Raw genomic sequence first — 11,875 nt, 5'->3', positions numbered from 1 at the left:
ATGAAAAAATTGTGGTTATGGTTAAAACGAATACGAGAACTTATCTTCGCACAATTACATTCTATTTTGTTTTTAGGCGGTTTGTACTGCTTGGTACGAATGGTCTATTTTTTTAACTCGATTTTAGGGATGGGCGCTTTAGGAATTGCCTTGATTTTTGTCGCTCTTTTGCTGAATCGAGCGAACGGCGGTGACGAACAATGATTTTTCGAAGCATGAAAAAAGATTACACGACAATTCAAGCTGGATATACAAATGTTGGGATTCAATTCGATGGAAACTCATTAATTTTTTCAGGGGATTATGTGGATGCAAAAAAAGCATTGAAGCACTCGGATATCTTTTCAGTTATCCATTTGTTGAGTAGTGACCTTGCCGCCATAGAGTTCGAAACCAAGCGGAAACAAGTCAGCAAAGCACTAAAGAATCCTAACCAAATAGCCAATGGGTACACCTTTTGGCAAGCGGTATTTGCGCAATTGTTGCTCTCTGGAAATGCATATGCTCGAATTTATGGAGACAATCTAACAGGTCGAATTGATACGATAGAATATCTTTTACCTAGCCAGGTGACGGTGAACAAAGATAGTCAAAATACTGCACTTTGGTATGACATTACGTTTCCTGACTCTGAACGGCCAGATGAACGAGCGACACCTGCGGATCAAGTGTTGCATTTTCGTATTTGTTCTACGGATGGCATGGTTGGAAACTCGCCTCTTATCGCGCTTACAAAAGAACTGAAGCTGCAGGATACGAATCAAAAATTCACACTAAACGCCTTTGTGAATGCACTGAACGTCAAAGGGATATTAGAAATCCAACGAACAGATATTAGCGATAAAGCACAGAGGGCCTTCAAAAAGCGGTTTATGGAAACGTTAAAAGAAGACGGTGTTGGCGTTGTCGACCAGTTATCAAAGTATCACTCAATCGAACTGAATCAAGACTTAGCAAAGTTGCTTCGAGCAACCGATTGGACAAGCGATCAGATAGCAAAAGTTTACGGTATTCCGAAAGACTATTTAGGGTCTGAATCGGAACATTCGAATATCGAAATGGTGTCGAATCTTTATACGACAGCTTTAGCTAGATATATCAGACCCGTGATTTCAGAGTTGAAAAATAAATTAGCGTTCGATATCGAACCAAGTACACGACATATTTTAGATATGAACGGTGAATTGTTGGAAAATCGTGTGGCAAATCTTGTGCAGAAATCTGTCATTACACCAGGTGTCGCACAAGAAGTGCTGTTGCAATCAAATGCAGATTTGTTAACGGAAGACATCCTCAAATCGGTAAAAGTCAAAGGATATCCTACATTGCCACCAATACCAATAAATAAGATGAAGGGTGGTGAGAACAATGAACCAAAAGGAAATCAGAGTACGACAAATCCAAATTCAGACGCGTGATACCATCGAAAAAAACACGAATGTGATAAGTGGATACGCAGTCAAGTTCAATGAAGAAAGCGAAAATTTAGGTGGTTTTGTGGAAACAATTGCACCAACTGCATTTCAAAATGTCAATATGCAAGAAGTTTTGTGTTTGTACAATCATGATACAGCAAATATTCTAGCACGTAGCGATAGCGGAAATTTAACGTTGAAAGTCGATGATACGGGGCTTTACTTTGAAGCAAAATTACCTGACACCACCTTAGCACGAGATGTCTTAGCAAACGTTACGGCTGGCAACATCAAAGGGTGTAGCTTTGGCTTTACGGTAAAACGTGACAGTTGGCAGTGGTCAAAAGGATCAGAACCTGATCTACGCACCGTCGAAGAAATTGATAAGCTATTTGAAATCACGCTGACACCGATTCCGGCTTACAAGCAAACGACCGTAGACAAGCGATCATTAGAACACCAACGATCAACTGTAAATCAACGAAAAAAAATACTAGATTATTACAAAATTGGAGATGAATAGCATGGACAAATTGTTAAAAGAGTTATTGGAAAAAAGAGCAAAATATAATGAAACACTGAAGGAAACTCGTTCTCTAGCAGAAACTGGAGAAGATGTCACGAAACAATTCGAAGAACTAGATGAATTGCGTCAGGAAATTTTAGATTTAGAAGAGCGAAAATTGCAGTTCGAAAAACTTAATCAATTAGACGCAATCGAAGAGGACGAAGAAAAACGATTTTCGCCTAAACTATCAAACGGATCGAACACAATGAGAGAAATTACGAACGAGGATCCTAGAAAAGAAGTACGGGATGGTATTAATGCTTATTTGCGTCATGGGGAATTAAGAGAGAGTGTTACAACAATCAACCAAGAGGTCATCATTCCCAAAGATATTTCTTACATCCCTCAAAAAGAAGTTCAAACAGTTTACGATTTATCGGCAAATTTTAATAAAACTGATGTTGGAACAAAGTCGGGGAGCTATCCAATTTTGGAAAATCCAACAGACGCACTTCCTTCAGTAGAAGAGCTTGCAAAAAATCCAGAATTGGCAGCACCAAAATTTCATGAAGTCAAGTGGGAAGTAGGGACATATCGTGGGGCATTACCGATTTCACAAGAAGCCATTTCAGATGCACAAACAGATTTAACTGCTCTAATATCCAATCAAATTTCCCAACGGATGTTAAATACAACCAACAAGTTTATTGCTGCTAAGCTAAAAGCGTTTGAAAAGGTGACTCCAGGCGCTAAAGATGATTTGGTTGATAGCATTAAGGAAATTTTAAATGTGAAACTCGATCCAGCATATGTACCTCAAATCATTTGTACGCAAAGTTTGTACCAAACATTGGATACACTGAAAGACAAACAAGGACAATATATTTTCCACCGTGATGTAATTTCAGCATCTGGTGGAACATTACTTGGTGTTCCTGTCGTGAAAGTACCAGACACCTTGTTAGGTGAAAAAGTTGGTGATCAAGTTGCTTTCATTGGAGACCGTCGTGCAGTGACTGTTTTCGATCGCAACCAAGCATCGGTTGTTTGGGCTGAAAATGGAATCTATGGACGCTACCTAATGGGTGTTTTACGTTTCGATGTGGAAGTAACAGATAAGAAAGCTGGTTTCTTATTATCTATCAACGATACACCGAAACCCTAAGAACGCCCGATATGATTCGGGCGCAACCTATAGTAGTGGAAAGCAATACAGTTAGGTGGTACGAAGATGAATACGAAACTATTGGATATGCTAAAACTTAGTTTGAGAATAGATGGCGATTATGACGATGAAATTCTCAAACGAAATATCATTGCAGCGTCCACCTATCTCAAACAGGCAATCGGAGAGGAAGATTCTGTGATGGCTGATTTTTACTCATTGCCTGAAGTGGAGTCGTTATTTGAGACGGCTTTGATTGCGCTGGCATCCACCTACTACATGTATCGTGTATCTGTGCAGATATCTTCTGTCAATTCTGTGGAACCGGTTAGCCGTGCAATCATTGGACAACTTCGAACAGTCTATCTCATGGAGAGGAGCAAACGCCTTGAAAAAAGTGAATCCTAGCCGATTAACGTATAGAGTCCAACTTGGGGTCATGAAAGATGTCGATACACCTTCAGGCATCAAAAAACCAAAATTTTCTTCTGAAAAAGAAGTGTGGTGCAGTTTGTTTTCACTGTCCACCGCTGAAATTATTCAGTTGATGGGAACAGAACAACATTTTTCTCGTTCTATACTCATTCGTACATTGAAATACGGACTAGGAGATTGGACACACGCACAATTTCAAGGAGTCGTATACAAAATAGCTTCTTATCATCCTGATGCAGACGATGGCCCTAAATCTTTTGATATGCTCGTTTTGAAGGAATTGAGCAAGAATGGCTGATGAGTTAGAAGAACAACTAGAAGCGTTTTTAGAACAAGTGGAGAGCCGTATCCCAACGCTGGAACAAAAGAAGCGTATCACCAAGGCTGGTGCAAAAGTTTACAAAAAAGCGCTAAAAGAGAATACACCTACTAGTGGACACAAAGAAAACAAGCATGTAGTAGATAGCCTAAAACAGAGTACAGATGGCGCGACCGGCAATAGCTCGGTTTTTTTTAGTGCCAAAAAAGGGGATAAGGGGTATATTGCACGACTTCTAAATGATGGTTACATGTCACACGGCGGTAAGGGAAAATCGGCACACACTGTAAAATTCATACCTGGACGCCATTTTGTGGAAACAACTTACCTTGAGACTCAGCCTAAAATTTTAGAAGCAATGAAACAAGCTTACGATGAGGAGATGAGGCGAAAATGATTGTGACAGATGTTCAAAAACTATTGTCGGGTATTAACAATGTGTTCGCCTATCATCTACCAATAGAGTATAAAATGGACAAAACATTCATTTTGCTAACTGAAGTCTATTCTGTAAGAAGTGTTGCTGGTAGCAATGTAACCACAGCTAAGACAGAAGAAGTGCAGATGACGATTACGTATGACGATGAAACAGAACCAGACGAATACGAAGACAAAATTAATGAATTACTGGAATCGAATAATTTTGTGCAAATTTCAGGATACCACCAATATGACCCTGAAATTGCACAGTTTCAAGCAATTCTAAAGTATCAAAAAACAAAATATTTAAGAAAAGAGAGTGACTAACTATGGCAACATTTGGATTTAGAAAAGCGATTATCGCTATTTATGATGAAAATGAAAAAGTAAAAGACACGTTTGTGATCGATCAAAAATCAGGTTCAACAGTGGATGCAAATATCTCAAACATTGCCCCTTCTGGGCAAGCTATTTATGGTTCAGACGGCATATGGAAAAATCCAACTAAAGGTGTCGGAAACATCCAAGTATCCTTTACGGCAAATGCCATTCCTAAAAACGTCATGGATGTTATCTTAGGAAAAGCACGTCCAGACGGATTTGGGCACATTAATAAAGATACGCAGCCACCACAATGTAGCTTTGAAATGATTTCAGAAGATGCAGCAACTGGGAAGACCGGACATGTCGCAATCTTAAATGGCACTTTCTCGGCAACGTCTATTGATATGAAGACAAATACTGCTAGTCAAGTGCATTCACCGGATAAATTGACCTTCAAAGCGGAAACACGGAAAAGCGATGGAGAGATTTATGTGGATGTAGTTGAAAATGAAAAATTCGACAAAGTGAAATGGGAAGCGTTAGTTCGCCCTGGAGCAAAGCCGGACAACGAATCTAAGTACGATGCACCCGAAAGCAAATACGATACAACAACTACTTATGCCTAAAGGGAAAGGATGACAACGATGAAAGCAAACTATGTACAAGCAAACGAAGAAATCAAACACACAGACCACAATGACTTAGTCGACGATACGAAAGAGTTGGAAATAAAAATTAGTCAAATTCCAGCAGGCCCTAAGGGGGACAAAGGCGACACTGGCGCACAAGGACCAAAGGGTGATAAAGGTTCAGATGGAACTAACGGAAAAGACGGTCTTGGTGTGAAAGCCATCGAACTAACCAAAGACGCTTCTGGTCAAATTGTATCAGGGACAATGACGATGACTGACGGCACGATAGCACCGATTTCAGTAAACGCCAAGAAAGTTGAGGAATTCTAATATGTTAGAAGAAAATTTATTAGAACGTATGCCACAAGAGCCAACCGTGAAACAAGTACGGTTGGCTCTTAAATTTGGGAAAGAATTTAATCAATTAGAAAAAATGAGTAAAGAAACAGAAGCTGAATTACAATCACTAGAATATTTTGAAGACTTACTTAATGTGTCGTTAGATTTTTTAAAAGTAATATTGAGATTAAAGCCAAAAGAAGTAAAAGAGCTGGAAGAATGGCCGATGGCACGAATGACGAGTTTTGCTTTCACCTTATTCTATAAACTAATCAATCCAACAGGAGAAACAATAGAAGAAAATGAAAAAAAGTAACCTCTTTAGATGCTTATAATGATTTTTTAGACTTTGAAAAGCGATTATTAGATGATTCTCAATGGGATTTAGCGACAATAGAAAGACAACCTTATTACGTTCTTATGGAACTATATTCTCAAAGAGAAGATGGAAATTTAAACAAAACAAATGCGAAACAAAGCATGGCATCATTCATCGAAAATGGTGGCATACTCACTTGTTAGAAAGGGCGGATGAACGTGGCAAAAGATGAACGCACATTAGAACAAACCATTGCGTTACAGACAGAAGGTGCGATTGCGTCGTTACGTGGTCTACGTTCTGAAGTCAAGCAAGTGACGGATGAATGGAAATTACAGAATGCGCAATTACGTCAAAATGGAGAGTATGAAGAAGCGTACAGAGTCAAAGTAGAAGGTTTAGAACGGGCAATGCAAGAGCAACGACAAGGAATAGAACGACTCAAGCAAACCATGGAAGGAATCTCAACGGAAACTAAGGCGGGAGCCTTAGCTCACGAAAAATTAGCGCAAGAAGTCCTAAAAGCAGAGCGCAATCTCCAAACGATGACCGAGCAACAAGAAAAAGCGAAGAATACGCTGTCGCTCTATGAATCGGGCATTATCCAAGCACGTAGAGAATTAGAACAGTCTGAACGTGTATCCACTAGTTATCAAGAGAAGCTTAGAGCTGAAGGCAAGGAACTAGAAGCAAATCAAGAAAAACGGCGGTTCTTAGGCGAAAAGATTAAGTCTTTGCAAGAACTCCAAGAAAAAGAAAACAGCATTTTGGAGAAAGTCCGTCATAATTCTGGCGAAACGTCTGATGCCTTCAAAAAACAAGCAGTGCGTGTGAATGAACTTGGCACGAAAGTCGCGCATAGTAAGAAAGAATTCACAGAATTGGATAGTGCCATGTCTAAACGTCCAAGACTTAATTTTGCTTCAGTCAGAGAACAACTTGACAAGGTCAATGAAAAAGCTGAAAAAACGCATCATATTTTCGGAAAGATACTCGGTGCTGAACTTATTGGTCGTGCGGCAATTGCTGGGTTGCAAAGCTTGAAAATCCACTTCACAGAAGCGCTACACGCTGGTATGGAATTCAATCAAGAACAGCAAGTGATGAGTGCTGCGTGGAACACGCTAACCAGTGATGCCGAGAAAGCGCAAGCAATGGTGGCGACGATTAATGATATTTCTGTGGCTACAGGTCGCTCGCGCGACTTGGTTAACGAGTTAGAACAAGGATTTTACCATTTGCATTCCAACAAAGAAGAGTCTGACAATCTAACGAAATCTATGCTCAATATGGGTGATGCCGTCGGATTAACTGATGATCAAATCACCACCGTTACACAAGATATGGTGCACGGACTTGCGACTGGAAAACTCAATTTACAAGAACTCAATCAGTTGAGTCAATATTTCCCAATGTTCTCCGAAAGTTTATTGGAATATGAACGAAAAGTGACAGGCAACAGTGAATTAACAATGGCCCAATTACGTAAAATGACTACACAAGGGAACATTAGTGCAGAAACTGTCGAGAAACTGTTTAACAAATTAGGACAAGACAAATACGGTAAAGCTGCAGATAATATGTTGCAAACCATGTCAGGCATGAAACGTACTATTGATTCTCAAGTACCAGCATTGATCGGTGCTTTTGAAAAGCCTATCCTCACTGCTCAAAATCCTTTTTATGGCGCGATATCTAAGTGGGTATCTGATCATAAAACGCAAGATAAGTTCACGGAAATGGGTAATGCTGCTGAAAAGGGTGTAGAGACTATCTTATCTTCCTTTGGAAAAGTATTTGCTAAAGATAGTGCGGTAAATATGGCGGATGGGCTCCTAGATTGGATAACCCAAAAGATCACTGTGGGATCTGACTGGATTGCAGGGCATGCACCGCAAATCATTGATTTTTTTGGAAAAACAAAAGAAGCAGTAGTTGCATTGTTTACAAGAGGAAAAGAAACACTAAATGGATTTTATGAAATTGCCAAGCCTTTTTTAAGAATTATTCAAAAATATCCAAAACAATTTGGTGAATTAATTGCTGTAATGTATTTAGCAAAACCTGCTATCAGTGGTGTTAGCTTAGCGATGAAAGGATTTAGTATTTTCAAAACAGCGAGTGGCTGGGTAGGGGATTTGCTTGGCAATATGAAAACTTTCGAAGGCCTAAAAATAGGCAATCTATTTGGTGGTGGGAAATTAGCAAAAGAAGCAGAGGGTTCGGTACAGTTAGCAAAAGGTTTGGAAGAATCTGTAGGTTTGATAGGCAAATTGGAAAAAGGCGTTCCGATACTTTCGGGACTAACAAGCCTTTTAGAACTTAAAGGTATGACCAAAAACACTGCTGGAGAACATATCGGAGGGGCTTTAGGTAATTTTGGTGGTGCTCTGGGAGGTGCGGCTATCGGAAGTGCAATTCTTCCTGGAATTGGAACAATTGCAGGAGGAATATTAGGTGCATTAGGTGGTTCGAAAATAGGGAAAACACTAGGCGAACAAATACAGACAGGTCTAAAGAAAGCTTTTGCTAGCAAGACACCGATAAAAGACCATTTTGAAAAAGAGACCCAGGGATTATCAGACAAAATTAATGAAGAACTTGTGAAAATCGGAAGTGGCAGTCAAAAATTTAATGAGAACGAAGAGAAAAAGGTTCAAAGCTTATATGATGATTTACAGAAAAAGACAGATCATTATTTTTCTTCAAAGCAAAACCAGTCAAAAAAAGACTTAGACATTTTAGTTAAAAATGGTGTACTAACGCAAGAACAAGCAGATAAAATGCTGAAAAAAGAACAGGAAAACGATAATAAAAAGAAAAAAAATGTAGAAGATGCCTATAAGAATCAATCAAAAATTGTTCAAGACTATTACAAAACGTATGATGAAACGGTAAAACGCCAACAAGACAATGAACAGAAAACATTGGCTGACTATGCAAAAAAATATGGCAAAAATTCTAAGAAGTACAATGATGAAAAGGCAAGAATTGAACAAGAAAACAAAAAAGAGCTTGAAAAAATCCATACGAATTATTTCTCTAAACTTTCAAAAGCCCAACAACAAACAGATGCAACAGTGGCTAAAGAACTAAATATCTCCGCTAAAAAACAAGAAACAATTTTAACAGATTTGAAAAACGCCAAGCATCAAATCAGTTCCAGCGAAATGAAAGAAGCCATTGTGAATTCTCGAAAAGCTCGAGACAAACAGATTGAGGATGCAGAGAAAACATACGATTCTACGAAAGAAAAAGCAGAAAAGAAATATAAAGCAACGGTTTCAGCTGCTGAAAAGGAATATTTTGAATCAGGGACGATTAGTAAACAAAAGTATGATGAAATAGTCAAGAATGCTAAGCATGAACGCGATGACACCATAAGCGCTGCAGATGAGACAAGAGACAAAACAATTACCAAAGCGAAACAAGCTCACTCTGCCATTGTAGAAGAAGCAGAAAAACAGGCCGGCGAGCACAAAGGGGCAACAGACCAAGAAACAGGAGATGTTATTGGTTCGTGGGATGAAATGAAAGACAATATGGCAGGGGTTATTGAAGCAGTTGCTCATGGAATTGGTCACTTGATTCACGCATTAAATGATGGCTGGGGCAATGATTTGATTAAGTTTAAATTTGGCGCTCATGCACAAGGTACAAGTGGATTATCACAAGACGAAATAGCGCTAGTCGGGGAGGAAGGCTTTGAATTAGCTCATCACCCTTCGTCTGGTATTTTCCCTGTGGGAACAAAAGGACCTGAAATACGACCGCTATTAGCGGGCACTTCAATTCTCCCACATGGTCGTTCAAAAGAATTTCTAGCGATGACGCAAGGCCTACCAGCGCACGCTTCAGGTGTTTGGGGAACAATTAGTAACATTTACGACTGGGTGAAAGACAAAGCAGAAGATGCGATGTCTTTTGTTGGTGAAGGCGCAGACAAGTTATATGAAACAATTATCGATAAATTAGGTGTTTCAAAATTTATTCATTCTTTAGGGAATGGTGCGGGACAAGTTGTAGCACAAAGCGCATTTGATAAAATAAAAGATAAAATGATCGGCTACGTTCAAGGCTTATTTGATCAGTTCCAGAGTGAGACTGGAGGTAGTGGCTCTCGAGGAGATTTTCTAAGGATTGCAAAAGAACAAGCAGGAAAACCTTATGTATTAGGCGCTGAAGGTCCAGATGCATTTGATTGTTCAGGACTAGTGAAATGGGCCCTAAAACAGATAGGAATTGATTTTCCGCATTATTCTGGCGATCAATTCAGTGCTACTACTGCCATTGACGAAGAAAAAGCCATACCTGGGGACCTAGCGTTTTTTGGGCCTAACGGAAGTGAACATGTCGGTATCTTTACAGGTAAAAATCGGATGTTTAACGCCATGAACCCTAGAGACGGAATTGGTATGGCCGATATTCATTCCTTTAGTGATCCATTTGTCGGTATTCATCGAATTAACCAGTTAACAGATGGTAGCAATCCATCAATTGGAAATCATCAATGGGGCAATGCAATTACTGCTGCAGCGAAACAGTTAGGGGTACAATTAGCACCCTGGCAAATTCAAAACTTACTGAAACAGATTCAGACAGAATCTGGGGGGAATGAAAAAATTGTTCAAAGTTCTGCTGTTTGGGATGTAAATACAGCATCCGGAAATCCAGCTAAAGGACTATTACAATTTATCCCTCAAACTTTTGCTCAATGGGCAGTTCCTGGACACACGAATATTTTTAGCGGATTTGACCAGATTTTAGCTGCTATCAGACGGCTAAATGCTATGGGTACTTGGAACTTTATTGGACAAGGTCATGGCTGGGAACGTGGAGGATTCGTTAGTAGACATGGCTATTATGAACTAGGAGAAAATGGTCGTGAGGAAGCGATAATACCGCTACACAAAGGCATGCGCTCTTTAGAGATGCTGTACAAAACGATGGCTAAGTTAGGTGTATCTCCTGTTGTTCAAGTAACAAATGACCAAACAGAATTGATTGAATTGGCCAAAGGTCAGCTAAGAGAGTTGGCAGAACAAAATAATTTTTTGAGAAAAATTGTTGAGTTGATGTTAACGCCAAAGGAACAATCAACAGATGATTATCATACGCTTTTAAGAAAAATGCAAAATAATAAAATGGTAGGTGACTATCAGTGGGGATAGAACGAGAGTTACTCATAAAAAAAGGAAACGAGAAGGAACAAAGCACAAAAGATATTTGTGGCCTGTGGTTTCGAGGAATGGAAATAGGAACACCTCAATTACAAATCCCAACGCAATCTATTGCCGGGATAGATGGAGAATTTTTACAAGCAGGTGGGCGATTTGGGGCTACGACATATAAAGCGGAATTTTTTTTAGATGCAGAAGACGAACAAGATTTAGTCTTGGCTAAACAAAAGCTGTGTCAACTAGTCTATGATCGTAAGCTTATCCGTGTTAGAGATTCTATGGAACCTAATAAGGCTTTTTGGGGATATGCAAAACCTACCACTTTCCAAAGCATTCACTATACGCAACGATTATTTTCCGTTGAACTGATTAACCCCGCTGGATTGAGGCGCTCCATTTTCTATAGTGACGACGCAGATGCGCAACAGTATTTTTCTGGCTTTGGAATGAACTTTCCGTACGATAAAGAGGTTCCTTATGAATTCTCAACGAATCACTTCTATGTATACAACGCTTCGGATATTTCAATAGACCCACTCAGACAACGGCATGAGTTCTTGGTGGCACTGCATGCTGACGGAAGTCCTACAATCGAAAATAAAACAACAAGAACAAAAATTAGTTACAAAGGAAAATTGAAGTCAACCGATCAGTTGACGATAGATGGTGTTCAATTGCTGAAGAATGGCGAAAATGTTGGTAGAGATACCGATTATGGTTTTTTGGTCCTTGCTCAAGGGTGGAATAAATTCTCGATTACAAATGCCACGATTCACCGCGTTCGATTTCATTTCCCTTTTTATTATTTTTAGGAAGTGG

The 11,875-nt window shown here is 39.4% G+C and carries 13 protein-coding genes; all 13 read left to right on the top strand.

All coding sequences use genetic code 11. From position 1 onward, the window contains the following. The 13 genes from AB1I62_RS12715 to AB1I62_RS12655 all read left to right on the top strand — a co-directional run bounded on the left by AB1I62_RS12715 (position 1) and on the right by AB1I62_RS12655 (position 11,868). Complete coding sequence (locus AB1I62_RS12715) at positions 1-204, top strand: hypothetical protein (protein WP_033596958.1); 204 nt, start codon at positions 1-3, stop codon at positions 202-204. Next, positions 201-1,418 carry a phage portal protein gene (locus AB1I62_RS12710; protein ID WP_074653372.1) on the top strand — a complete coding sequence of 406 codons (1,218 nt, stop codon included), beginning with the start codon at positions 201-203 and terminating at the stop codon, positions 1,416-1,418. Before AB1I62_RS12715 ends, AB1I62_RS12710 begins: the two co-directional genes overlap by 4 nt. Further along, positions 1,369-1,938, top strand: coding sequence for an HK97 family phage prohead protease (locus AB1I62_RS12705; protein WP_074653369.1), 570 nt, complete (start codon positions 1,369-1,371; stop codon positions 1,936-1,938). Before AB1I62_RS12710 ends, AB1I62_RS12705 begins: the two co-directional genes overlap by 50 nt. Before the next feature lies 1 nt (position 1,939). Further along, complete coding sequence (locus tag AB1I62_RS12700; RefSeq protein ID WP_051582958.1) at positions 1,940-3,088, top strand: phage major capsid protein; 1,149 nt, start codon at positions 1,940-1,942, stop codon at positions 3,086-3,088. Positions 3,089-3,154: 66 nt separating this feature from the next. Beyond that, on the top strand, positions 3,155-3,496 hold the full coding sequence (locus AB1I62_RS12695; protein ID WP_033596964.1) for a head-tail connector protein: 342 nt from the start codon (positions 3,155-3,157) through the stop codon (positions 3,494-3,496). Then, entirely contained in the window at positions 3,486-3,821 is a 336-nt protein-coding gene (locus AB1I62_RS12690) for a phage head closure protein (protein WP_239644831.1), read from the top strand. Before AB1I62_RS12695 ends, AB1I62_RS12690 begins: the two co-directional genes overlap by 11 nt. After that, complete coding sequence (locus AB1I62_RS12685; RefSeq protein WP_033596967.1) at positions 3,814-4,239, top strand: HK97-gp10 family putative phage morphogenesis protein; 426 nt, start codon at positions 3,814-3,816, stop codon at positions 4,237-4,239. Before AB1I62_RS12690 ends, AB1I62_RS12685 begins: the two co-directional genes overlap by 8 nt. Then, complete coding sequence (locus AB1I62_RS12680) at positions 4,236-4,589, top strand: hypothetical protein (protein WP_033596969.1); 354 nt, start codon at positions 4,236-4,238, stop codon at positions 4,587-4,589. Before AB1I62_RS12685 ends, AB1I62_RS12680 begins: the two co-directional genes overlap by 4 nt. A 2-nt stretch (positions 4,590-4,591) precedes the next feature. After that, positions 4,592-5,212 (top strand): major tail protein, encoded by a 621-nt coding sequence (locus tag AB1I62_RS12675; protein WP_033596971.1) that lies wholly within the window; start codon positions 4,592-4,594, stop codon positions 5,210-5,212. A gap of 9 nt (positions 5,213-5,221) precedes the next feature. Next, positions 5,222-5,548 (top strand): collagen-like protein, encoded by a 327-nt coding sequence (locus AB1I62_RS12670; RefSeq protein WP_143113808.1) that lies wholly within the window; start codon positions 5,222-5,224, stop codon positions 5,546-5,548. A gap of 1 nt (position 5,549) precedes the next feature. Next, positions 5,550-5,873: a phage tail tube assembly chaperone gene (locus tag AB1I62_RS12665; protein ID WP_033596973.1), complete on the top strand. Its 324-nt coding sequence runs from the start codon at positions 5,550-5,552 to the stop codon at positions 5,871-5,873. Between the two features lie 221 nt (positions 5,874-6,094). After that, positions 6,095-11,047 (top strand): NlpC/P60 family protein, encoded by a 4,953-nt coding sequence (locus tag AB1I62_RS12660; RefSeq protein WP_161634700.1) that lies wholly within the window; start codon positions 6,095-6,097, stop codon positions 11,045-11,047. Beyond that, the gene (locus tag AB1I62_RS12655; protein ID WP_033596975.1) at positions 11,038-11,868 is read left to right on the top strand and encodes a phage tail domain-containing protein; all 831 of its coding nucleotides are present in this window, start codon (positions 11,038-11,040) and stop codon (positions 11,866-11,868) included. The genes AB1I62_RS12660 and AB1I62_RS12655 overlap by 10 nt, the downstream gene beginning before the upstream one ends. The last annotated feature ends 7 nt before the right edge of the window (positions 11,869-11,875 follow it).

It is taken from the genome of Enterococcus sp. AN402, assembly GCF_040719405.1.
GTDB classification, from domain to species: domain Bacteria; phylum Bacillota; class Bacilli; order Lactobacillales; family Enterococcaceae; genus Enterococcus; species Enterococcus faecalis.
Note: the sequence above shows the minus strand (reverse complement) of the source record. Positions and strands in the feature narration are given on the sequence as shown.

Excerpts from the sequence above, each read along its gene's own strand:
- AB1I62_RS12675 (WP_033596971.1), top strand. The coding sequence starts at position 4,592 with ATGGCAACATTTGGATTTAGAAAAGCGATTATCGCTATTTATGATGAA.
- AB1I62_RS12665 (WP_033596973.1), top strand. The coding sequence starts at position 5,550 with ATGTTAGAAGAAAATTTATTAGAACGTATGCCACAAGAGCCAACCGTG.
- AB1I62_RS12670 (WP_143113808.1), top strand. The coding sequence starts at position 5,222 with ATGACAACGATGAAAGCAAACTATGTACAAGCAAACGAAGAAATCAAA.
- AB1I62_RS12700 (WP_051582958.1), top strand. The coding sequence starts at position 1,940 with ATGGACAAATTGTTAAAAGAGTTATTGGAAAAAAGAGCAAAATATAAT.
- AB1I62_RS12680 (WP_033596969.1), top strand. The coding sequence starts at position 4,236 with ATGATTGTGACAGATGTTCAAAAACTATTGTCGGGTATTAACAATGTG.
- AB1I62_RS12710 (WP_074653372.1), top strand. The coding sequence starts at position 201 with ATGATTTTTCGAAGCATGAAAAAAGATTACACGACAATTCAAGCTGGA.
- AB1I62_RS12685 (WP_033596967.1), top strand. The coding sequence starts at position 3,814 with ATGGCTGATGAGTTAGAAGAACAACTAGAAGCGTTTTTAGAACAAGTG.
- AB1I62_RS12715 (WP_033596958.1), top strand. The coding sequence starts at position 1 with ATGAAAAAATTGTGGTTATGGTTAAAACGAATACGAGAACTTATCTTC.
- AB1I62_RS12695 (WP_033596964.1), top strand. The coding sequence starts at position 3,155 with ATGAATACGAAACTATTGGATATGCTAAAACTTAGTTTGAGAATAGAT.
- AB1I62_RS12705 (WP_074653369.1), top strand. The coding sequence starts at position 1,369 with ATGAACCAAAAGGAAATCAGAGTACGACAAATCCAAATTCAGACGCGT.